The organism is Streptantibioticus cattleyicolor NRRL 8057 = DSM 46488 (assembly GCF_000240165.1).
GTDB lineage: Bacteria > Actinomycetota > Actinomycetes > Streptomycetales > Streptomycetaceae > Streptantibioticus > Streptantibioticus cattleyicolor.
On sequence record NC_017585.1, the window covers coordinates 459,358 to 482,108 of the forward strand.

General features: G+C 73.8%; 18 protein-coding genes. 10 read left to right on the top strand and 8 right to left on the bottom strand.

Annotated features, from left to right (window positions below):
* Positions 1-60 precede the first annotated feature (60 nt).
* Positions 61-1,020, bottom strand: coding sequence for a GlxA family transcriptional regulator (locus SCATT_RS29665; protein ID WP_041824096.1), 960 nt, complete (start codon positions 1,018-1,020; stop codon positions 61-63).
* A gap of 355 nt (positions 1,021-1,375) precedes the next feature.
* On the opposite strand from SCATT_RS29665, the gene SCATT_RS29670 reads away from it, so the two are divergent.
* Positions 1,376-1,849, top strand: a complete 474-nt coding sequence (locus SCATT_RS29670) for a DUF2269 family protein (RefSeq protein ID WP_014151709.1) — start codon at positions 1,376-1,378, stop codon at positions 1,847-1,849.
* 22 nt (positions 1,850-1,871) lie between these two features.
* On the opposite strand, the gene SCATT_RS29675 is transcribed toward SCATT_RS29670, so the two are convergent.
* A complete protein-coding gene (locus SCATT_RS29675; protein ID WP_014151708.1) occupies positions 1,872-2,084 on the bottom strand; it encodes a hypothetical protein in 213 nt (70 codons plus the stop codon).
* A gap of 365 nt (positions 2,085-2,449) precedes the next feature.
* Between SCATT_RS29675 and SCATT_RS29680 the strand changes: the two genes are divergently transcribed.
* Complete coding sequence (locus SCATT_RS29680) at positions 2,450-5,377, top strand: AfsR/SARP family transcriptional regulator (protein WP_014151707.1); 2,928 nt, start codon at positions 2,450-2,452, stop codon at positions 5,375-5,377.
* A gap of 103 nt (positions 5,378-5,480) precedes the next feature.
* On the opposite strand, the gene SCATT_RS29685 is transcribed toward SCATT_RS29680, so the two are convergent.
* On the bottom strand, positions 5,481-5,783 hold the full coding sequence (locus SCATT_RS29685) for a hypothetical protein (protein WP_014151706.1): 303 nt from the start codon (positions 5,781-5,783) through the stop codon (positions 5,481-5,483).
* Positions 5,784-6,175: 392 nt separating this feature from the next.
* On the opposite strand from SCATT_RS29685, the gene SCATT_RS29690 reads away from it, so the two are divergent.
* From SCATT_RS29690 to SCATT_RS39880, 5 genes are read left to right on the top strand one after another with little or no spacing between them, the layout of a single operon-like run.
* Positions 6,176-6,436: an acyl carrier protein gene (locus tag SCATT_RS29690; RefSeq protein WP_014151704.1), complete on the top strand. Its 261-nt coding sequence runs from the start codon at positions 6,176-6,178 to the stop codon at positions 6,434-6,436.
* Positions 6,433-7,662 carry a beta-ketoacyl-[acyl-carrier-protein] synthase family protein gene (locus tag SCATT_RS29695; RefSeq protein WP_014151703.1) on the top strand — a complete coding sequence of 410 codons (1,230 nt, stop codon included), beginning with the start codon at positions 6,433-6,435 and terminating at the stop codon, positions 7,660-7,662. The genes SCATT_RS29690 and SCATT_RS29695 overlap by 4 nt, the downstream gene beginning before the upstream one ends.
* A gap of 44 nt (positions 7,663-7,706) precedes the next feature.
* Positions 7,707-9,389, top strand: coding sequence for a fatty acyl-AMP ligase (locus SCATT_RS29700; RefSeq protein ID WP_014151702.1), 1,683 nt, complete (start codon positions 7,707-7,709; stop codon positions 9,387-9,389).
* On the top strand, positions 9,386-10,969 hold the full coding sequence (locus SCATT_RS29705) for an acyl-CoA dehydrogenase family protein (RefSeq protein ID WP_014151701.1): 1,584 nt from the start codon (positions 9,386-9,388) through the stop codon (positions 10,967-10,969). Before SCATT_RS29700 ends, SCATT_RS29705 begins: the two co-directional genes overlap by 4 nt.
* Positions 10,966-11,784 (top strand): acyl carrier protein, encoded by an 819-nt coding sequence (locus SCATT_RS39880; RefSeq protein ID WP_014151700.1) that lies wholly within the window; start codon positions 10,966-10,968, stop codon positions 11,782-11,784. Before SCATT_RS29705 ends, SCATT_RS39880 begins: the two co-directional genes overlap by 4 nt.
* Positions 11,785-11,844: 60 nt before the next feature.
* Here the strand turns inward: SCATT_RS39880 and SCATT_RS29715 are convergent, their stop codons facing one another.
* On the bottom strand, positions 11,845-12,507 hold the full coding sequence (locus SCATT_RS29715) for a TetR/AcrR family transcriptional regulator (RefSeq protein ID WP_014151699.1): 663 nt from the start codon (positions 12,505-12,507) through the stop codon (positions 11,845-11,847).
* A gap of 66 nt (positions 12,508-12,573) precedes the next feature.
* Between SCATT_RS29715 and SCATT_RS29720 the strand changes: the two genes are divergently transcribed.
* A complete protein-coding gene (locus SCATT_RS29720; RefSeq protein WP_014151698.1) occupies positions 12,574-14,082 on the top strand; it encodes a monooxygenase in 1,509 nt (502 codons plus the stop codon).
* 75 nt (positions 14,083-14,157) lie between these two features.
* Here the strand turns inward: SCATT_RS29720 and SCATT_RS29725 are convergent, their stop codons facing one another.
* Positions 14,158-15,924: a D-alanyl-D-alanine carboxypeptidase family protein gene (locus SCATT_RS29725; RefSeq protein WP_014626790.1), complete on the bottom strand. Its 1,767-nt coding sequence runs from the start codon at positions 15,922-15,924 to the stop codon at positions 14,158-14,160.
* 422 nt (positions 15,925-16,346) lie between these two features.
* The gene (locus SCATT_RS29730; RefSeq protein ID WP_014151696.1) at positions 16,347-17,207 is read right to left on the bottom strand and encodes an SDR family oxidoreductase; all 861 of its coding nucleotides are present in this window, start codon (positions 17,205-17,207) and stop codon (positions 16,347-16,349) included.
* An 89-nt stretch (positions 17,208-17,296) separates the two neighbouring features.
* On the opposite strand from SCATT_RS29730, the gene SCATT_RS29735 reads away from it, so the two are divergent.
* Positions 17,297-18,025: a TetR/AcrR family transcriptional regulator gene (locus tag SCATT_RS29735; RefSeq protein ID WP_014151695.1), complete on the top strand. Its 729-nt coding sequence runs from the start codon at positions 17,297-17,299 to the stop codon at positions 18,023-18,025.
* A gap of 263 nt (positions 18,026-18,288) precedes the next feature.
* Here the strand turns inward: SCATT_RS29735 and SCATT_RS29745 are convergent, their stop codons facing one another.
* The gene (locus SCATT_RS29745; protein ID WP_041824091.1) at positions 18,289-19,290 is read right to left on the bottom strand and encodes an SDR family NAD(P)-dependent oxidoreductase; all 1,002 of its coding nucleotides are present in this window, start codon (positions 19,288-19,290) and stop codon (positions 18,289-18,291) included.
* Positions 19,291-19,365: 75 nt separating this feature from the next.
* On the opposite strand from SCATT_RS29745, the gene SCATT_RS29750 reads away from it, so the two are divergent.
* On the top strand, positions 19,366-20,286 hold the full coding sequence (locus SCATT_RS29750) for an AraC family transcriptional regulator (RefSeq protein ID WP_014151692.1): 921 nt from the start codon (positions 19,366-19,368) through the stop codon (positions 20,284-20,286).
* A 1-nt stretch (position 20,287) separates the two neighbouring features.
* On the opposite strand, the gene SCATT_RS29755 is transcribed toward SCATT_RS29750, so the two are convergent.
* On the bottom strand, positions 20,288-22,750 hold the full coding sequence (locus tag SCATT_RS29755) for a SpoIIE family protein phosphatase (RefSeq protein WP_014151691.1): 2,463 nt from the start codon (positions 22,748-22,750) through the stop codon (positions 20,288-20,290).
* Between the last annotated feature and the right edge of the window lies 1 nt (position 22,751).

A 22,751-nucleotide genomic window follows, 5' to 3' on the forward strand; every position in this document is an offset into this window, starting at 1 on the left:
GCGGCGTTCCGTACCGGTGAGCCCGGTCCGGTGCCGCCCCGTACACCGCGTAGCGCCACGTCACCGCAGGGCGGCGGCGCGGGTGCGGAAGGCGGCGCGGTAGCTGTGCGGGGTGGTGCCGGTGACGCGTTTGAAGCGTTCCCGGAAGGCTGTCGGGGAGCCGAAGCCGGCTTGGCCCGCGATGCGTTCGATCGGGTGGTCGGTGTTCTCCAGCAGGTACTGTGCGCGGCGGACGCGGGCGCGCAGCAGCCATTGCAGCGGGGTGGTGCCGGTCTGCTCGCGGAAGCGGCGGCTGAAGGTGCGTTCGCTCATCCGGCAGCGCGCCGCCATCTGACGTAGCGTCAGCTCCTGGGCGAGATGGTCCTCGATCCAGGCGAGCACCGGTTCCAGTTCCGAGCCGCGCGGCACCGGTGGCTGGGTGTGGACGATGAACTGCGCCTGCCCGCCCTCCCGTTCCAGCGGCATCACCGACAGACGGGCCGCGTCCGCCGCCACCACCGAGCCGAAGTCGCGGCGGATCATGTACAGGCACAGGTCGAGTCCGGCCGAGGCCCCGGCGGAGGTCAGCAGCCGCCCGTTGTCGACGTAGAGCACATCGGGGCGCACCTCGATCTCGGGGTGGGCGGCGGCGAGCGGACCGGCGGCCAGCCAGTGCGTGGTGGCCGCCAGCCCGTCCAGCAACCCGGTGGCGGCGAGCACGAACGCGCCGGCGCAGATCGAGGCGATCCGCGCACCCCGGGCGGCGGCGTCCCGCAACGCGTCCAGCGCCGCGGCCGGCGGCGGCCCGGCCTCCTCCGAACAGCCGGGCACGATGATCGTGTCGGCGTCGGCCAGCGCCTCCAGCCCCCACGGCACCCGCAGCGTGAACGCCTCGCTGCGCACCTCCGGCGTCACCCCGCACGCCCGCACCCGGTAGGGCCGCCGGCCGTCCGGCAGCCGGACGCGGCCGAAGACCTCGATCGGCGTGGCGAGGTCGAACGGGACGACCCGGTCGAGGGCGAGCACCGCCACCGTGTGCAGAGCGCCGACGGCCGACGGGTTCCCGCCGGGCGGGAACCCGTCGGTGGACCACGCGACGGGCTGGGACATCGGAGGTGAGGACATGGCGTCCAGCATGGGCGGAAAGGGCGGCGCCGGCCACGGGCGTGGCGGGAATCCGTCGGTAATTGTCGTTCCGGCCCATGGGGCGGGGCGCGGCCGGGTTTCTAGCGTGTGCGGCGGCAGGTCCGGAGAGCGACGAAGGAGAGACCGCCGATGTTCGCCCATGTCCCGCTGTATGTCCGCCTCGACGGTGCCGAGCGGCGCGAAGGGTCCGGCCCGGGCGCGGCGCCGGTGGAGTGCCCGGCCGGCGCGGTGCGGGAAGGGTGACGCGGCGATGACCAAGTTCCTTCTCGCCGTTCACGTGCTGGCGGCCATCCTCGCCGTCGGCCCGGTTGCGGTGGCGGCCAGCATGTTCCCCGCGCTGGCGCGGCGCGCCGCGGAGCCCGACGCGGCCGGCGGGGCGCCGGCCGGGGCACGGATCACGCACCGCGTCTGCCAGGTGTACGCCCTCGCCGGGGCCGCCGTGCCGTTGTTCGGCTTCGCCACCGCGAGCATGCTCCGCGTGATGGGCAGCCCCTGGCTGATCGCCTCCATCGCGCTGACCGCCGTGGCCGCCCTGGTGCTCGGCTTCATGGTGCTGCCCGGGCAGGAAAGGGTGCTGGCCACGCTGTCGGAGCAGGGCGGAGCGGCCTCGCTCGACCGCTCCGCCACCGCTCGGCTGTCCATGGTCACCGGGGTGTTCAACCTGCTGTGGGCCGTCGTCACCGTGCTGATGATCGTGCGGCCGGGGTCGACCACCGGGGTGTGAGGGCCCGGGAGCCGGCCGCGCGTCAGACCGGGACGTGCCCGGTGTGCGACAGCGCCAGCAGGATCGCCGGCAGCGCGCCGACGAGCCCGGTGAGCGCGCTGATGGTGACGGGGACCCGCCGGGTGGGGCGCACCGCCTTGGCGAGGTGGCCGACGAGCAGGAAGTAGGCCAGGGTGACCACGACCCCGGCGGTCAGCCACAGGGCGGTCGAGGACGTACTGGTTGGGGTAGACATGACGATGCTCGCTCCTTGGTTACCGTGCCCGGTTCGGATGTGCGGCGCGCGGCGCGAGATGGCATCCGTCCGCAGCCCTTGGTAGGGAGGGCGCGAATCGGCTCGGCGCAGCCCGACGTGGCAATGACGGTAGCCCAAGGTGCCCGCTGTAGGCCAGAGTTGGCGGCGGGCACGAATGCGAGCAGGGGTCCCGGGATACCAGCCCGGGAAGCCCTGCCCGAGGCGCAAGCCGAACCGGGCGTGGTCACGGAAGCGCTGTCGCTCTATGCTGCCAGGCGGGGATAAGCGCCCGATGAACGAAGTTGAACGACCGATGAACACGGTGTCGGCCGCCGGAACGGACCCCGGCGGCACGAAGGGGGACCATGAGCGAGGTGACCGGGGTCCGCGCCATCGAGGCGACCCGGACCCGGCTGCGGTTCGCGCTGCTCGGCCCGGTGCGTGTGTGGCACGGTGACCAACCGCTGCCCGCCGGCTCGCCGCAGCAACGCGCCGTCCTCGCCGCGCTGTTGGTCAACCACGGCCGCCCCATGACCGCTGACGACCTGATCGACGCGGTGTGGGGCGACGATCAACCCAGTCAGGTGCTGGCGGCGGTGCGCACCTACGCGGCCCGGCTACGCAAGATCGTCGGTCCCGGGACACTGGTCTCCGAGGCAGGCGGCTACGTGCTGCGGGTACCGCCGGAGGCGCTGGACCTCACGCACGCCGAGAGGCACGCCCTGGAGGCCGAACGGGCGTCGGCCGCCGGCGACCACACCCGCGCCCGCCAACTGCTCACGGACGCGCTGGACCTGTGGGACGGGGAGGCGCTCACCGGGGTGCCCGGCCCGTTCGCGGAGACCCAGCGGACCCGGCTGGCCGAATGGCGGCTCACCCTGCTGGAACGCAGGCTGGAGGCGGACCTGGAGCGCGGGGCGCACGCCGAGGCGGCCTCCGAACTGACCGCGCTCACCGCCGACCATCCGCTGCGGGAACGGCTGCGCGCCCTGCTGATGCTGGCGCTCTACCGGGACGGCCGGCAGGCCGAGGCGCTGGCGGTCTACACCGACACCCGCCGCCTGCTCACCGATGAGCTGGGCGTCGAACCCGGTTCCCAGCTCAGGGAGATCCAGCAACGCATCCTGCGGTCCGACCCGGAGCTGCTGCGCGAGGAACCCGCCTCCGCCACGCCGCCCGTCCCGGCCCCCGCCGCGCCCGTGGTCCCCGCGCAACTCCCGCGCCCGATCCCGCACTTCCACGGACGCGAGGCCGAGATCCACCGCCTCACCGCGCTGCTCACCGCCTCCGACGAGCACGGCGTCCCGGTGCACGTGATCACCGGGCCGCCCGGGGCGGGCAAGTCGGCGCTCGCCTGCGTGGTGGCCCACGAGGTCGCGGAGGCCTACCCGGACGGGCAGCTCCACCTCGATCTGCGGGGTTCCGGGGGATCTCCGCTGGAACCGGCGCGGGCCCTGGAGGCGTTGTTGTGGGGTCTGGGGGCCGGCCCCGAGGGGCTGCCCGCGGACGCGGCGCTGCGGGCGGCGCTGCTGCGTACGGTGCTGGCCGGGCGGCGGGTGCTGATCGTGCTGGACGACGCCGAGGACGCCGAGCAGGTGCGGCCGTTGCTGCCCGGCACCCGGGGATGCGCGGTGCTGGTGACCGCCCGTGGCCGGCTGCCGGAGCTGTCCGGGGTGGACCGCACCGAACTGGGGCCGCTGGACCCCGACTCGGCGCTGCGGCTGCTGGCGGCGCCGGCCGGACCGTTCCGGACACAGGAGGAGAGAGCGGCGGCCGAGGAGATCGCCGTCGCCTGCGGTTTCCACCCGCTGGCGCTGGAGATCGCGGGCTCGCTGCTGGCCGCCCGCCCCGGCCGGCCGGTGGTCCGGCTCGCCGACGCACTGCGCGACGGTGACCGACGGCTGGCCCGACTGCGGCACGGGCGGCGGTCGTTGGAGGCCGTACTCGGCGAGCACTACCGGCGGCTCCCCCCCGACCAGGCGCACGCCCTCCGCCTGCTCGCCCTGGCGCCGCCCGGGTCCGTCCTCTCCCTCGACGCGGCGGCAGCCCTGCTCGACACCGGTCCCTCGACGGCGGAACACACCCTCGACGCCCTCACCGACCTCCACCACCTGCGTCCGGTCGGCACCCGGGGGTACGAACTCCCCGTGCCGCTCGGCGACTTCGCCAGGTTCCGCGCGGCCGACGCGGAGAGCCCCGCCGACCGGCGCGCCGCGCGCTCGCGGCTGCTCGGCTTCCACCTCGCGCTGGCCACGGCCGCGTACGCCGTGGAAAATCCGGGCGACCCGCTGCCGCGCCACCTCGCCACCCCCGGCCACCCGGCACCGCACCTGGCCACCCGCGAGGAGGCCCGCCAACGGGTCGACGACGAGCTGGCGTTGTTGTGGGCCACGGTGGAGCGGACCGTCGCGGAGGACGACCCGGACGGGACGACGCTGCGCCGCGCGGTGGACGCGCTGCTGGCCGCCGGGGCGCCGGAGCGGGGTGCCACCGCGTGGCAGGCGGAGCGGGTGCTGCGGGCGGTGGTGGCGGCGTCGGCGGCACGGCACGAGCCGGCCGCGGAGGGCAGGGCGCGGTTGCTGCTGGGCCATCTGCTGGCGGACGCCGGGCGGTTCGGGGCGGCGTGGGAGGAGGCCGTCCGTTCCCACCGGCTCGGGGCGGCCCACGGTGACCGGTGGTGCGCGGGGTACGCCGCCGTGCTGCGGGGCCGGCTCCGCGATCCGGAGGGCGCCGCGCTGCTGCGTTCGGCGTCCGATGTCTTCCGTGCCGAAGGCGACGCCTACGGTGAGGCGGCGGCCCTCGGCATCCTGGCCCGGACCGGCGATCCTGGCCCGGAGTCGGTCGAACGGGCGCGGCGGGCGGTGGAGTTGTACGCCCGCGAGGGGGCCGGCGCCCGCGCCGCCGACGGCCACTACGCGCTCGGCGTGGTGTTGTGCCGGACCGGCGCCGACGACGAGGCGCTGCCGGAGCTGGAGCGCGCCGCCGACCTCTTCCGGCAGGGGGTACGGCCGCTCGGCGCGGCCATGGCGTCGCTGCGTATCGCCCGGGTGCACCGCGCCGCCGGCCGGTCCGGTGCCTGCGTCGAGGCGGCGGGGCGTGGTGTGTCGCTGCTGCGGGCGCTCGGCCACGATTACCGCACGGCGTACGGGCTCGGCGTCCTCGGTGACGCGCTCGCCGGGGACGGCCGGCTCGACCGGGCCCGCGACTGCCACCTGGAGGCCCGGGCGCTCGCCGCCGCGCTGGAGGCCCCGGCGGCGGAACGCGTCCTGGCGCTCACCGGGGCCGCGGCGTAGGCGCTGTCGTGGCGGACGCACCACGGGCCATGGTGGGCGCCACCATGGCCCGGGCGTCCGTCGGCCGGGGCCCGCACACACCGGCCGACCGGCTTGGACGGTTTCAGAGGACGAGGCTCAGGCCCAGCAGGCCGCCACGGTACCCGCCGTATCCGTAGCCGTAGTCGCCGTAGTTCCAGTAGGCGTACTCGTAGTCGTCGCAGTAGCAGTCGTCCCAGCGGTGGTGGCGGTGGTGCCACGGGCCGGGTTCGTAGGCGCGGGTCTGGACGGTGACCGAGCGGGTGGCGGACGCCTGGTGGGCCGTGGTGGCGGCACCCGCGGTGCCCGCGCCGGCCACGACCGCACCGGCCGCCAGGACGGTGGTCGCGATGCCGGCGGCCACTCGGTGCATCGGACGGAATCGCATGGGTTACCTCCGTTGGTGTGCCCTGCGGGCGGCGGGGTGTTCCGTCGCCCTCACCCCTGCTTACGCCGAAGGGGCCGTCCTCCCCTCACCCGGAATCCGACGGCGCGTCAGAACCACTGGGGTTCCTGGCTACGTGTGGTGAGCCCGGACCCTCGGGTGGTGCGGAAGAGCGCGGTGTCCGGCCGGTCGCTTCGCGCGCCGCCCTTTCGGGGGAGTTGTCACCCGCGTTCCGCATGTCAGATTTGATGGGCAACGAGGCATCTTCTGTCCGGGGGGGGCGGGGTCTTCCGCTGCGTTTCCGCTCCTCTTCCGCGGCTGCCGGTGGCCGGTGCTGTCGGGAACACCGACGAGCAGGCCGCTCGCAGGAGCGTCGCAACTGGAGGTGACACCACATGACCGATCAGCGCACGCCGTACGACGTGTTGCTCACCGTGCTGGCGGAGAAGTTCGAGGTCGATCCCGGCCGTCTCGAACCCGACACCACGGTGGAGAACCTGGACCTGGACTCCATCACCCTGGTGGAACTCGTCGTCGTCCTCTCCGACGAACTCGGTGCGGAGATCGACGAGAACACACTCACCGGAGACCTCACGCTGCGCGAGGTGGCCGGGGTCCTCGAGGACGCCACCGGCGCGCGGCGGGGCGGCCGGTGACCGCCGGCCCCGCCGAGGTCGTGGTCACCGGCGTCGGGCTGGTGACCCCCGCCGGGATCGGCCGGGAAGCCACCTGGGAGGGGGTCTGCGCGGGCCGCCCGACCGCCCGCCGCGACCCCGAACTCGACGGCCTGGACGTGGACTTCGCCTGCCGGGTGCCCGGATACCAGCCACGCGAACACACCCCGGGCGGCCGGCCCTGGCAGTACGACCGCTACACCCAGTTCGCGCTGACGGCCGTGACGGAAGCGGTGGCCGACGCCCGGCTGGACCCGGCGCGCTGGAACGGCGACCGGGTGGCCGTCGTCTTCGGCACCGCCGCCGGCGGCACCGCCTCCCAGCTGGAACAGCACCGCACCCTCCTCGCCGACGGGCCGGGCCGGGTCTCGCCGATGCTGCTGCCGAAGTACCTGCCCAACATGGCCTGCGGGCACATCGCCATCCGCCTCGGCGCGCGCGGGCCGTCGCTGAGCACCTCCACCGCGTGTGCCTCCGGGGCCACCGCGATCGGCACCGCCTGGCAGTTGCTGCGCAGCGGTGCCTGCGACATCGCGGTGGCCGGCTCCGCCGAGGCGTCGGTGCTGCCGCTCTGGGTGGCCGGCTTCAACCGGATGGGCGCGCTCTCCCGGCGGCGGGCGGATCCGGCGACGGCCTCACGCCCGTTCGACGTGGACCGGGACGGTTTCGTGATGGGCGAGGGGGCCGGCGCGGTGGTGCTGGAACGCGCCGAGGACGCGCGGGCCAGGGGGTGCCCCGGGCGCGCGGTGCTGGCGGGGTACGGCGCCGCCACCGACGCCGTCCACGCGGTGGCGCCCGATCCGGACGGGCGCGGGGTGACCGGTGCGATGCGGGCCGCGCTGGCCGCCGCGCACACCCCGTTCGAGGCGGTGGACCACATCAACGCGCACGGCACCGGCACACCCCTCAACGACGCCGCGGAGGCCGCGGTGATCCGCCGGCTCTTCGGCCACCGGCCCACCGTGACCTCGGTCAAGGGGGCGCTGGGCCATCTGCTGGGGGCGGCCGGGGCGGTGGAGGCGGCGCTCACCGCGCTCACCGTCGAGCGCGGCATCGTCCCGCCGGTGGTCAACCTGCGCCGCCAGGACCCGGATCTGGAGATCAACGCCGTCACCGGCGACTGTCGCAAACAGCGGATCGACGTCGCCATCAGCAACTCGTTCGGCTTCGGCGGACACAACACGGTGCTGGTCTTCCGCGCCCGCTGACCCCCGCCCGCTGCCGAACGCGACCAGGAGAGGCTGTTTCCGCCATGAACATCGTCGCGGGCCTGCGCACCTGGGCCGCCGATCCCTCCTCCGAGCGTTGTCTGACGTTCCTCACCGGCGGTGAGGGCAGCGTCCGGGTGACCTTCGGCGAGCTGGACCGGCAGGCGCTGACGATCGCGCGATGGCTGTCCGCGCTGGGCCGCTGCGACCGGCCGGTGGCGCTGTTGTATCCGGCCGGGCTCGACTTCACCGCCGCGTTCCTCGGCTGTCTGTACGCCCGGGTGCTCGCCGTGCCGCTGCCGATGCCGCGGGCGGGCCGTCCGACGAAGGCACTGCGGGCGCTGATGCGGGACGCCGGGGTGGAGCTGATCCTCACCGACCAGTCCCAACTGGCCCCGCTCACCGTGGAGTTCCCCGAGGTGCCGGTGCGGGTCGCCGGGCTCGCCGCCCCGGTGGCGGACGGCACGGAGGAGTGGACGCCGCCGTTGCTGCGCCCGGACACGGTGGCCTACCTCCAGTACACCTCCGGCTCCACCAACGATCCGCGCGGGGTGGAGATCACCCACGGCGCGCTGGAACACAACCTGACGACGATCCGTACGCTGACCGGTCCGGCGTTCCCGCGGCGGCTGGCCGGCTGGCTGCCGCACCACCACGACATGGGGCTGGTGGGGCTGCAACTGCACGCCCTGCACGCCGGGGCCGACCTGGTCCTCACCTCGCCGTCGTCGTTCGTGGCCCGGCCGGTGCGCTGGTGGCGGATGGTCAGCCGGTACCGGGCGCAGCTGACGGTGGCCCCCGACTTCGGTTACGCCTGGAGCAGCCGGGTCGCCGAAGCGGACCTGGCCGGGCTGGACCTGTCGTGTCTGCGGTACGCGTTCACCGGGGCCGAACCCGTCCGGGCGGACACCTTGGCGGCGTTCGAGCGGCGTTTCGTCCCGGTGGGCTTCGACCCCGCGGCGTGGGTGCCGTGTTACGGCATGGCGGAGGCGACCTTGCTGGTGACCGGGGTGCGGCCGGGTGAGGGGGCCACGGTGCGCCGCTTCCACACCGGTCATCTGGAGCGCCACCGGGCCGTGCCGGACGCCGGCGGCACCCCGCTGGTCTCCTGCGGCCGGCCGGCCGGTCTCGAAGTGCGGGTGGTGCAGCCGCATTCGGGGCGGGAGTTGCCGGAGGGCGAGGTCGGCGAGATCCGGGTGGCCGGGCCCAGCGTGGCCCGTGGTTACCACGGCCGGGTCAGGGAGAGCAGGCAGACCTTCCGGGCCGGTGACGGCCGCTGGCTGCGCACCGGGGACCTGGGGTTCCGGCTGGACGGCGAGTTGTATGTGACCGGGCGGCTGAAGGACACCCTGATCGTCAACGGCCGCAACCTGTATCCGCAGGACCTGGAGCACGCCGCCGCCGAGGCGCACGCGGCGGCCGGGCAGGGCGCCGCGTTCGCCGTCACCCCGCCCGGCGGGCGGGAACACGTGGTGCTGGTGCAGGAGGTGCGGCGGGGACACGCGGCGCAGGCGGCGGAGGTCTCCGACCGGGTGCTGGACGCCCTCACCGCCGCCTTCGGGATCCCGCTCAGCCTGGTGGTGGTCGAGCAGGGCGGGGTGGCCCGTACCACCAGCGGCAAGGTGCGGCGGCGGCACATGCGCGATCTGCTGCTCGCCGGTGAACTCGCGCCGTTGCACGCCGCGTTGCAGCCGGCGGTGGCCAAGCTGACCGGGGTCCCCTCGTGAGCGCGGTGACCGGGCTGCGGGCCCGCTTCGCCCATCCGCTCGCCCTCGCCCTGGACGAGCGGGACGCCTTCCCGGAACGGGCCTGCCGGGACCTGGAGGAATGGGGGATGCACCACTACTACGTCCCGGCCCACCTCGGCGGGCGGCTCACCTCGTGCCCGGAGTTCCTGGGGCTGATCCGGGTCGTCGCGGCGCACGACCTGACGGTGGCGATCGCGCACTGCAAGACGTTCCTGGGCGCGGTGGCCACCTGGGTGGCCGGCACCCCGGAGCAGTCGCGGTGGCTGGCGGGGCAGATCCTGGCCGGCACCCCGGTCGCGCTGGGGCTGACCGAACGCGGCCACGGCAGCGACCTGCTCGCCGGGGAGACGACCGCCCGGCCGGTGCCCGGCGGCTACCGGCTGGACGGCGAGAAGTGGCTGATCAACAACGCCACCCGGGCCCCGCTGATGTCCGTACTGGCCCGCACCGTGCCGGACGGCGGCCCCCGGGGCTTCGACGTCCTGCTGGCCGACCGGCGGACCATGGCCGAGGGCGACTACCGCCTGCTGCCCAAGGAGTACACCCACGGCATCAGGGGCGCCGACATCAGCGGCATCCGCTTCCGGGGTGCCTTCGTCCCGGACCACCACCGGGTCGGCCCGCCCGGTTCGGGTCTGGAGACGGTGCTCAAAGGGCTCTTCCTCACCCGGATCCTGTGCACCGCGCTCTCCTTGGGGGCGGCGGAGCACGCGCTGCGCATCGCCGCCCGGCGCGAGGCGCACACCGCCGCGCGCCGCCGGATCCTCGCCGACGCCTACGCCGACCTGCTCGGCGCCGAGGTGCTGGCACTGCTGGGCGCCCGCGCGATCCATCTGCTGCCGGGCGAACTGTCGCTGCTCAGCGCCGCGGTGAAGTACACCGTGCCGACCTGGGTCAACGAGGCGCTCGACGCGCTGGCGCGCTACCTCGGGCCGGACGCGGGCGACCCGATGTTCCGCAAGGTGCGCCGGGACGCGGCGCTCGTCGGGCTCTTCGACGGCAGCACAGTGGTCAACCTGGCCGCGATCGCCAACCAGTTCGCCGTGCTGGCCGGCGGCCGGCGGGGCGCCCGTCCGCTGCCGGAGGCGCTGGCCGACGTGCGGTCCGCCCCGCCGCCGGGGTGGGACGCGCAACGCATCACGTTGCTGTCGCCGCGCGGGCTGTCGCTGCTGAACGGGCTGCCGGACCGGGTGGCGCTGCTGCCCCCCGGTGACTGCGCCCTGCTGGGCCGGCGGCTGGCCGCGCTGACCGCCGTCGTCCGCGCCGGGCTGACCCCGCCCGGGCCGCGTCCGTCGGCCGCCCACTTCGACGCGGCGGCGCGGCTCGCCTGCTGTGTCGCCGGGGCGGCGGCGATCGAGGTGTGGCTGGCCAACCGCCGCCACGCCACGGGTCCGTTGTGGCACCAGGGCACCTGGCTGGCGGCGGTGCTGACCCGGGTGCTGACCCGGCTCGGCGAGCGGCCGTCGGGCGACCCGGGACGCGACCGGCTGCTGTGTACGGTGGTGGCCGAACGCGTCCGGGCCGGCGCCCCGCTCTCCCTCGTCGAGGACCCGCGGTGAACCCGGCCCACGCCGCGCTGCGGGAGGCCGTGCGCTTCGCCGCCGCCCGGCGGCTGTACGGGACGGTGATCCTGGAACTGCCGCACGTCCGGGCCACCCTCGCCGGGGCCTTCGCCGATCTGCTCGCCGCCGACGCCGCGCCCGACCCGGCGACTGCGTACCGGCTGCGCACCGGGGCGTTGCGCGAGCTGGCCGTGGTGATGGGCGCCCGCGGCTACCTGCGCGGCGGCACCCACGCCGCGTTCGGCGCCACCATGTGGACGCTGCTGGGCACTCCCCCGCCGCCGGACGATCCGGCCGGCTTCGACGCCGGGCTGCTCCAGGCGGCCCGGCACGCGCTGATCCGGTGGCGGGCCGCCCGGCGCCTGGGCCAAGGCGACTTCCGTGCCGACGGCCACTGGATCAGGGCCGTCCTGCTGCGGGTGGCCGGCCACCGCTCCGGCGCCGTCCGCCCGCTGCCCGACCCGCTCACCGAGGCGCTGGTCACCGTACTCACCCACCCCACCACCGGCGGCCCGGAACCCTGCGGGCCACCGCCGACCCGACAGGAGGCCCCCATGTCCGAAGCGGACATCCGGCAATGGCTGACCGGACGGATCGCCGGCCACCTCGGCATCGCCCCCGAAGAGATCGACCCCGGCGTCAAACTCCGCACCTACGGCCTCGACTCGCTCGACGCCATGACCCTGTGCGTGGACATCGAGGAGGAGTACGGCCTGACCGTCGAGCCCACGCTGGTGTGGGACCACCCGACCGTGGAATCCATCGCCGGTCGGCTGGCGTCCCTGCTGGCGACGGCTTCGACGGGGCCCTGAACCCGGACGGCCACGGGTGGTGCCGGGGGCGCACGGTCCGGGGGGTGCGTCGGACACGGCTCACCGCCGCGCCCTCAGCCCCTCGACGATCAGGTTCAGACCGAACTCGAAGAGCCGGGTGAAGTCCGTGCTGGTGAGCGCGGGCAGCCCGGCCGCAAGGTGCGCGTACGTCCCGCCCGCCACCGCGTCGGCGAGGAGGCCCGGGTCGGCCGGGCCGTCGTTTTCCCCCTGGAGGGCGGCCTGCTCCTCCAGGGTGTGGCCCACGGTGAAGTTGGCCAGGGTGTAGAGCGCCCGCGCCGCGTCGTCGTCGGGGAAGCCGGCCGCGCGCATGACGCCGACGACCGTGTCGGCGAAGCCCAGCATGTTCGCCCCCGTCGAGTGCGTACCGGCGAACACCCGCGCTCCGTCACGGCGGGAGAGCAGGGCCGCGCGCATCGCGCGGGCCAGGGCGGTCAGCCGCTCGCTCCAGTCGCCGCCGCACGTCCCGGCGGCGGCGTCCACGACGCCGTCCATCATGCGCTCGGCCATCGCCGCCAGCAGGTCCTGCTTGGTCGCGAAGTAGCGGTACAGCGCACCGGCCTGCACGTCCATCGCGTCGGCGAGCCGCCTCATGGTCAACGCGTCCAGCCCCGACCGGTCCAGCAGGTCGAGGGCTGTCCGCACGGTGCGCTCGCGGTCGATGCGCGCGGGCCGGCCGCGGGCCGGGCTTGACGGGGAACTCATGGCGTCCCACTATACTGAACACTGTTCACGTGAACGTTGTTCACTAATAAGGGGAGGCCGACTCCGATGGACGTCGATGTGATCGTCGTGGGCGCGGGACCGACCGGGCTGATGCTCGCGTGCGAGCTGGCCCTGGCCGGTGTGCGGACCCGGATCCTGGAGCGCCGTACCGAGCCGCGGCGGGACTCGCGGGCGCTCACCCTGCATCCGCGCAGCCTGGAGCTGATGGATCAACGCGGGCTGCTGGACCGGTTCCTGGCGCTCGGCCGGACCGTGCCCGGCTGGCACTTCGCCCAGCTCCCCACCCGTCTGGACTTCTCCGCGCTGGACTCCCGGCACGGCTACACCCTCTTCCTCGCCCAGGCCCGCACCGAGGCGCTGCTCGCCGAGCGGGCCCGCGAACTGGGGGCGCAGATCCGGTACGGGCACGAGGTCGTCGCCGTGAGCCAGGACGGCGACGGGGTCGAGGCGCGGGTACGGGGCCCCCGGGGCGACGAGACGTTCCGCGCCCGGTTCGCGGTCGGGTGCGACGGCGGACGCAGCCGGATACGGGAGGCCGCCGGGATCGGCTTCCCGGGCACCGACGAGACACTCACCGGTGTGCTCGGCGACGTCGCCGTCATCGACGACGACCCGGCGGTCCTCGATGCGGCCCGGGCCCGTGGCGTTCTGGTCGCGCCGCTGGAGGACGGTCTGACCAGGCTGGTCTACGTGGACCCGGAACGGATGCGGGTGCCGGCCCGTGAGCCGGTGACCCTGGAGGAGTTCCGCGCGTCCCTGATCCGGATCTGCGGCTTCGACTGCGGTGTCGGCGAGCCCCGTTGGCTCTCCCGCTTCGGCAACGCCACCCGCCTCGCGGAGCGTTACCGCTCCGGCCGGATCCTGCTGGCCGGCGACGCGGCCCACATCCACTTCCCCGCGGCGGGCCAAGGGCTCAACACCGGCCTCCAGGACGCCATGAACCTCGGCTGGAAGCTGGCCGCCGCCGTCCACGGCTGGTCGCCGCCCGGCCTGCTGGACAGCTACGACGAGGAACGCAACCCGGTCGGCCGGGCGGTCACCGGGAACACCGAGGTGCAGACGCTCCTCGCGGAGCTGACGCTCGTCCCCCAGTACCAACGCCCCGGTGCGGCACTCCGCGAACTCTTCGACGAACTCCTGCGCGTCGAAGAGGTCAACCGCGAACTCGCCGCCCAGGTCTCCGCGCTCGGCACCGCCTACCCGCCGACGAACCCCGGGGCCGACCCGCTGGTGGGACGGCGGATGCCCGACATCGGTTTCACCACCACCGCGTCGGAGGCGACACGGGTCTACGAGCTGCTGCCCCAGGGCCGGTTCGTCCACCTCGACCTCGCCGGCGACCCTCGACTCGGGGCGGTCGTCACAGGCTGGGGCCCACGCGTCACCGCCGTCACCGTCACCGAACGGGACGACCACACGGACCTGGAGGGGGTGCGCGAAGTCCTCGTACGCCCCGACGGCCACATCGCCTGGGCCACCCGCACCGCCGACCTCGCCACGCGCCGCGACGAGCGGCACAACGCCCTCACCGCCTGGGCCGGGACGCCCTCCTGACAGCCGAACCCCCGCGAACGCGACCGGGCCCCGGCACGCGCCGACGCGTACCGGGGCCTGGCCGATGTCAACCGGTCAGGACACGCGTGTCAGCTTCGCGCCGAACGACGGCTCGGCGAGGTCCTTCTGCAACACCACGGGAACCCTCACCTCACCCATGCCGCCACCCGCCGTCAACTCGCCGACCCGCGTACCGGCCTTCGCCGTGTGCGGGAGGGCCTTGCCCCCGGTGGTGAGCTTCAGCTCGACCTTGAGACCGGGCCAGCCGACCACCGTCAGATCCTTGGCCGCCACCACCGGGGTCGTCCCGCCCAGGCCGTCGTCGACGTGGCCGACGACCTCGCCCTTCTTCACAACGGTGCTGGTGGTCAGCGCCTGGCCCACGGCCAGGACGAGCTGCTTGCTGTAGTCGGTGGCGGTGTCGATGATCGGGCTCCTGTGCTGCCCGAAGACCGCGCCGATGATCAGCTGCGTGGAGTCGCCGACCGTCTTCTCCGCGGCGAAGAGCAGGTTGCCACCGGCAATGGTCGTGGAACCGGTCTTGATACCGACGACGCCGTACATCGGGACGAGCTTGTTGAAGTTGCGCTGCGTCTTCTGGTACTCGACGCCGCTGCCCGTCCCGGACGCGGTCGTGGAGTCGTACTGGGTCGCCCTGGACATCTCCCGGAAGACCGGGTCCTGCATCGCCTTCTTGCCCAGCTTCACCTGGTCCTCGGCCGTGCTGACGGTGCTCTCCACCAGGCCGCTGGCGTCGGTGTAGGTGGTGTTCGCCATGCCGAGCTCCTTGGCGGTGTCGTTCATCTTCTTGATGAACGCCTCCTCGGTGCCCGCGTCCCAACGGGCCAGCAACCGCGCGACGTTGTTCGCGGACGGCAGCATGACCGCCTCCAGGGCCTCCAACTCGGAGATCTTCTGCCCCTTGTGGACCTCGACCACCGACTCCTTCTCCTTGAGGCCGTTGGTGAAGTCGTCCTCGGCCTTCTGGTCGACGTCGATCAGCGGCCCGTTCTCCCCCTTCTTCAGCGGGTGGTCGCGCAGGACGATGTACGTCGTCATCACCTTGGCCACACTGCCGATGGGCAGCGGCTTCATCTCACCGTACGAACCGACCCGGCCGAGCCCGTCGACGTCCACGATCGCCTGACCCTCGGTGGGCCAGGGCAACGACGGCGTGGCGCCCTCGAAGACGGAGGAGGACTTGCCGTCGATCGCCAGCTTCGGAGCAGGCAACGGGCGCATCGCCTGCACAACCACGAAGACGATCCCGAGGAGCACCACCAGCGGCGCCCAGATCTTCACCCGGCGAACCGCCGTGCGCACCGGGGTCACCGGCGGCGGAGTGTTCGTCAGCTGGGCGAGCAGGTCCAGCGGGGTCTGGGGTTCCGCCGGAGTCTCGGCCGGAGGAGCTGCCGCCGGCCGCGGAGGAGCCGCCGGTGTCGCCTCGGGCCTGGCCTGCGGCGTGGGTGCCTTGAACGGCGTGGGCGGCTTCGGCGCCGGGGCGTCGTCCGTCTTCAGCGGGACGAACGTGCTGGTGCGCGCGGGCTCGGAGTCGGAGGCCGCGTTCGTGTTCGCGTTCGCGTTCGCGTTCGCGGGAGCCTTGATCAGCTCGGTGTGCTGGTCGGCGGGGCCGGCCTTGCCGTCGCCGTCGCCGTCGCCGCCGTCCTCGGCCTCGGTGCCCCGGGCCGCGGGCTTGCCCTCACCGTCTGCACCGGCTCCCCAGGAGGCAGCCCTGGGCCGGGAGTTGGCCTCGTCCTCGGAGACCTTGCCGTTGTCGGCGGCGCCGGGCTTGGCGGAAGCCTGATCGGCCTTGTCGGCGGCACCGGCCGCGCCGTCTCGCATCGCCAGCCTCGGATCGGGACGCCCGCCGTTCCCGCCCTGTCGGGCCGCCTCGTTATCCCCGGTTCCCGAACCGGCATCGGCACCGGTACCCGCGTCCGAAGCCGACCGCCGGCCGCTCCGCTGCTCCGACATGTCGGGGGACTCGCCCGCCACCGATGCCTCCTCAGAATTCCCTCGCCGCAAACCCAGAGCCTCCGGACGCCAACGCGCCCCAGGGCCCGGACCTTCACTCACCGTCCACCAGCATCCTCTGTGATCGGCGCGCGATCGCGCACCCGCCCCCACAGAGGGCTTGGCCTGGGCTCACCCACGTATAGACGAGACGACATACCTGTCGGTTCCCACGGAGCCACCACGCGCTCCCGGCAGGCCGATGCGAGAGGGCGTGGTCGACGAGGAGCCGTCTGCCCGCCCCGTTGGAGCTATTCGGCCCAGGCACGCTCCAGATGGGTGCGGAAGGCGGCGGGCTCTCGCCCGATCAGCTCGGCCAGGGTCGGGTCGACAGCGGTGAACTCGCCATTGCGCGCCGCGGCGAAGATGCTCAGCATCAGGTCGGCGATCGGGGCCGGGGTGCCGTGCGCCAGGATCTGCTCGCGGAAGGCGTCGTCGGGGACGACGGTGCGGGTGAAGGGCCGTCCGGTGGCCTGGGACGCGATCTCGGCGACGGTGTCGAAGTCGAGCGCCGCCGGGCCGGTGAGCGGCGGGGTGGGCCCCTCGAAGCGGGCCTCCTCGGCGAGGATCACCGCGGTGGCCTCGGCGAGGTCGTCGTGGCCGGTCCAGGCGACGGGGCCGTCGGCGGGGAGGGCGATGTCGCCGGTGTGGCGGGCGGACTCCAGGAACTGCAGGGCGCTGGAGGCGTAGAAGCCGTTGCGCAGGGCCGTCCAGGGCAGGCCGGTGGCGCGCAGCAGGTCCTCGGTCCGGGCGTGGTCGCGGCATGCCTGGAAGCGGGCGTCGTGGGCGGCGCCCATCTGGCTGGTGTAGAGGATGCGGCCGACGCCGGCCCGCACGGCGGCGTCGATGGCGGCGCGGTGGCCGCTGACGCACTCCGGGCCCGTGCGGTCGAGGGAGACGAGGAGCAGTTGCTCGGCGCCCTCGAAGGAGTGCGCGAGCGAGGCGGGGTCGTCGAAGCTGCCCTGCCGGACGCGGACGCCGCGGTCGGCGAGGTCTTGAGCCTTGCGGGGGTCGCGGACGCTGACGCCGACGCGGTCGGCGGGGACGCGCTCCAGGAGACGCTCGACGGTGCGGCGGCCGAGCTTTCCGGTGACTCCGGTCACGATGATCATGGGGTTCTCCCGCCAATGTTTCCGATGGAATCAATCTAACGGTAACACTGGAAATTCCAGTGGAACCAGATCTTCGGTACCATCGGTTCATGGCTACGCGCGACTCCACCGACAGCCCTCGGCGCCGCATCGTCGAGGCGGCCGTCGAGCTACTGGAGAACGGCGGCCCCGACGCGGTGAGCACCCGCGCGGTCGCCGCCGCGGCCGGAATGCAGCCGCCGGCGATCTACCGCCTCTTCGGCGACAAGGAGGGGCTCCTCGAGGCCGTCGCCGAGCACGGCTACGCGCGGTTCCTGGAGAAGAAGCGCGAACAGCTCGACCCCGCCCCGCAGGACCCGGTGGAGGAGTTGCGCCGCGGCTGGGACATGGTGGTCGAGTTCGGGGTCTCCCGCCCCGAGTTGTTCGCGGTGATGAACCGGGCCACCGGCCGGGGATCGGACGCGGCGCACCGCGCGGGCCTGGAGATCCTCCATGGGCGGGTGCGTCGGCTGGCGGCCGGGGGGTGGCTGCGGGTCGACGAGGAGCTGGCCGCCCAGATCATCCAGGCAACCGGCCAGGGCGCTGTCACCACCTGGCACTCCACCCCCGCGGACCGCCGCGATCCGGCGCTGCTGACCGTCCTGCGCGAGTCCATGGTCGCGGCCGTCACCCGCGCCGAGCCGGCGGTCCCCGCCGCGGAGTCCGGCCCCGCCGCGGCGGCCCGCGCCCTGCGCGCCGCCCTCCCCGACGACGCCGATGTCCTGAGCGACGCCGAGCAACGCCTGCTGCGTGAGTGGCTCACGCGCCTGGCGGCCGACGGTGGCAGGCCGCCTACCTGATCACGCTCGGCCCTGGCCGCGGTCGGTCTCACTCCGGCGGGCCGGGCCGGGGCCCCGGCTGCCCCCCGTCCTCGGCATGTCTGCCGGCCGGAGCACGGTCTTGCGCCTGGTGGACGCGCTTCCCGAGCCGGACATGGCCGCGCCGCGGGCGGTCGGTGTCGACGAGTACGCGACCCGGGTGGGCCGAGGCGGTAGCGGCGACCGCGCCGGGGCCGGGCGGGACGAGCCCGGCCGTCAGGTGCCCTGGGGCAGCCGGGTCGGCGCTACGCCTTGAGGAGTCGTTCGCTCAGTTCCCACAGCCGCTGTGCGGACCGCGGGTCGATCGAGTGCGGCACGACGTTCTGCGAGCGGATCAGCTCGGCACCTTGGACGTCGGGATCCGGGGCCTCGTCCAGTGGTGAGACGTCATTGTCTTTCAGGTAGACGCCGCCGATCGTGTCGAGCAGCGGGCTGGTGGCCGCGAACACGATGGTCGCGGCCCCCTGCTGTGGCGTCTTCTTCCCGCTCCCGGGGTCGATGACCGGTCGGCCGGACTCGTCGACCAGCCCCATGGCCAGGTTCATGGCCCGCACCTGTTCCGCGGGCATGGAGTTGCCCAGATGGGTGCCCACAACGATGCCGGGGTGCGCCGCGTAGCCGCGGATCCCGTGGCCGGCCCACCGGCGGTCCAGTTCGACGGCGAAGAGCACGTTGGCGGTCTTGGACTGCGCATAGGCCAGGTGGCCGTCGTAGCCGGTGGCGAAGTGCGGGTCCTCCCAGCGGATGTCGCAGATGCGCGTCGCGCCGGAGGTGGTATTGACGACCCGGGCGCCGTGCGCGGCCCGCAGGGCGGACAGCAGACCCAGGGTCAGCTGGAAGTGTCCGAGGTGGTTGGTCGCGAACTGCACCTCGTAGCCGCGCGCGTCCAGCACCAGCTCGGCGGGGGCCATGATGCCCGCGTTGTTGAGCAGCACGTGGAGCGGACGACCGGAGTCCAGGTAGCGTGCGGCGAAAGCGTCGATCGAGGGCGGGTCCAGGAGGTCCAGCCGGCTCACCTCGACGCCCTCGATCCCGGCCAGCGCGGACGTCGCGCCGTCGGGGTTGCGCGAGCCGACGACGACCGAGGCGCCGGCCTCGGCCAGCGCACGAGTGGCCTGCAGACCGAGTCCGACGTGACCACCGGTGATCACGACATTCCTACCGGACAGGTCGATGCCGGCGAGGACCTCGTCAGCCGTCGATGCGGCGGTGAAACCGGACCCGATGGGGTGCTGCTTGTGTGTCATGCCGCCCAGTCTGAACCCGCCGACCGGCACTCTGAATAATTGACAGTGCGGATTTCCTTCGCGAGAGTACGAGTTGTGGCGCAGGTCGTGAACGATCAACTCTCCGAGGTGTTCGACCTCGTCAAGATCCGCGGTCTGGTGTCGGGCGGGTTCGCGTCCAGGGGTCCCTGGGTCGCGCGCGCCCCCATCGAGGACCCACTGAAACTCATCGCGATGGTGTCCGGCCGCTCCCGGCTGACCACCGACGGCGTCGACGAGCCGATCGAGCTCGAACCGGGCGACGTCGCCATCCTGAACAACCGGTCATGGATCGAGCAGGAGGGCGGCACCGGGGGCGGAGCCCGCACCGAGATCCTGCCCCAGGAGGACTTCGCGCGGCTTGCCGACGCCGACCGCGGCACCGACGACGTCGTCATCGGGATCGCCGTCGATCTCAACGCCGCCGGTCGGTCGCTGCTGTCGCAGGCACTCCCGGCGTTGGGACACGTCCGGGCATCGGCCGCCACCGCGACCAACCTGCGAGGCAATCTCGACCGGCTCTTCGACGAGGTGACCGGAGACCGGATCGGCTCCGCCTTCGCCGTGGGGCAGTACGGCCAACTCCTGTTGCTCGACGTGCTACGCGCCTACGTCGACCAGTGCGAACTGCCCCCTGGATGGCTGCGGTTGCTGACCGACGAACGGCTGCGCCCGGCGCTCAGCCTGATGCACACCGAACCCGCGGGGCGCTGGGGCTTGCGGGAACTCGCCAACGCCGCGGGGATGTCCCGCACATCGTTCGCGGTACGCTTCCGCACCCTGGCCGGCCAGCCGCCGCTGACCTACCTCAACCGTTGGCGGATGCTTCTGGCGCAGCGCGCACTGCGTGACGGGGATGTCCAGATCGGCTCACTCGCCGTCGAGCTGGGCTATGCGTCGGAGAGCGCGTTCAGCACCGCGTTCAAAAGGGAGTTGGGGGAGTCACCACTGCGCTACCGGCAGCGGCACCGGCAGTAGTTCAGGCCACCCGGATGCCGACGATGCAGGTGTCGTCGTCCGTGTCCGACCTGCTGTAGGTGAGCAGGCGGTCCAGCTGCTGATCCAGCGTCTTGGGCGCGGCGCGGGCCGTGCTCAGCAGGTAGGCCAGGGACTCCTCGACCGACCGGTCCCGCCGCTCGATCAGCCCGTCGGTGTACATCAGCAGTGTGTCCTCCAAGGCGAGCTGCACCTCGGCCTCCTCGTAGCCGGCTTCGGGGACCGCGCCCAGCAGCAGGCCCTGGACCAGTGGCAGCGGCGCCGCCTCCGAGCCGCGGACCAGGACGGGCGGAAGGTGGCCGGCCCGGGCCCAGCGCAGGGCGCGCCGGTCCGGGTCGTACAGGGCGCACACCGCGGTGGCGGTGACCGCGCCGGTCAGGTGGTGCGCCACGATGTTCAGCCACGACAGCAACTGGCCCGGTCCGGCCCCCGTCACGGCCAGGCCGCGCAGCGCGTTGCGCAGGACGACCATGCTCGTGGCGGCCTCGATGCCGTGGCCCGCGACGTCACCGACGCACAGCAGCACCAACCCGGACGGCAGCACCATGGTGTCGTACCAGTCGCCGCCCACCAGATACTCGGTCTCGGCCGGCCGGTACCGTACGGCGACCTCCAGGCCCGGCACCGTCTGGGGCGCCTGTTCGGGAGGCATGATCGCGTGCTGCAACTGCAGTGTCAGCCGGTTGCGTTCGGTCGCCTGCTGCTCGGTGTGGGCGAGCTGGTCCCGGGTGGCGGCGAGCGCGACCTCCGTCCAGTGCTGGGCGGATATGTCCTGGTAGGCGCCCCGCACGGCGAAGAGCCGGTCGTCGGTGTCGAGAACGGGCTCGGCGACCACCCGGATGTGCCGGGTCACGCCGTCGGGGCGCTGGAGCCGGAAGGCCGCGGAGGCCGAACGGCGGTGGTGGAACACCGTGCGCAGGAACCGGCGGAGGGAGTCCGCGTCGTCCGGGTGGGCGTGCGTGGGCAGTTCCTCCAGGGGGACGGGCGTGCCAACCGGGGAGTGGCCGTAGAGGTGGAACAGCTGATCGTTCCAGGTGATCTCGCCGGTGAGCAGGTTCTCCTCGAAGCCGCCGATGCGGCCCAGGCGCTGGGCGTGCTGGAGCAGGCTGGCCAGCCGTGCCGTCTCGTCCTCGATACGCCAGATCAGCAGCACGTTGTTGCCGTGCCGGCTGATGCTGATGTCCGCGACCGCCGCCAGGGCCACCTGGTCGACCAACGAGGTCAGTTGCATCCGGCTCGCCCGGAACGGCTCACCGGTGGCGTACACCCGCTCCACCCGCTGGAACAGTTCGCTCTTGCCCGCGGTCAGGGGGTACGCCTCCAGCAGGAGCGCGCCGTTGACCACCGCGCGCGGCCGGCCGGCCGGGTCCAGGAAGCGGGTGTTGACGTGCTGGATGCGGAAGTCGGCCAGTTGCCCCGAGTCGTCCACGTACGGCACCAGGACGAGGGCGGGGTCGTGCAGCCCGTCGGCCAGGTCCATCAGCTCGGCGGTGTCCGGCAGGACGCGCGGTTCCTGGCCGGGGCCCTGGTGGAAGGCGTCCCTGCCCAGGGTGTGCGCACACAGCTCGGCCAGGGCCTCCACCTGCCGGACGACCTGCGGCGGTTGCGGCTCCAGCGGCCTGGGCCAGGCGATCTCCAGGACCCCGTGGATGCGGCCTCCCGCGTCGGCGGGCACCGCGACCCTGCCCCCGTCCGGGTACACGTCCCGGCCGATGGTGGGCAGCCCCGTCTCGGCCAGGGACGCGAACCACTGGCCGGTGCGCTCGGTCAGGCCCCGGCGGGCCACCGTGGTCACCCCCGGAGGGACGTAACGCCACCGGGTGGCCTCCGCGGGGGAGAAACCGGCGCTGCCGGCCAGGGTCAGCGAACCGTCGGCGCCCGCGGCCCACACGGCCACGGCCGCCGCGCCCAGCGGACGCAGCGCGTGCTCCAGCAGGGAGTCGGCGACGGCCTGGGTGTCGTCCGCCGCCAGGGCCCCGCTCTCGGCCGCCCGCAGCCGCAGGGCGGCGGTGTCGCGCTCGGCGCTGCCCGCGGCGGAGGACAGGAAGGCGTCGGTGACCTCCGCCACCCGGTCGCGGGCGGCCTGGTTGATGACCTCCACCGCGAACTCCAGCGGCGTCACCCCGGCCTGCTCGGCCAGCTCGGTCAGTTGCCGGGCGGCCTGCGCCGGACCGCATCCCAGCCGCTCGACCAGGATGCCCTTGGCCAGCTCGATCAGGGCCCGGCCCTCCGCCTCCGCCTGCGCGGCGCGCACTTCGCGCCGGAGCCGCTCCACCGTGGCGGCCAGCCTGCCGACCGGGGAGGAGGGGGAGACACCCGCTGGATCCAGCGGCTCCGTGACACCCGCCGGGCCGGCCGGCTCCAGGGCGCCGGCGGCTGTCCGCGCGGCGTGCTCCGGGCGCGGTTCGACGGCGTCCGGCTCACGCGGCTGCTCGGTGATGCTCACG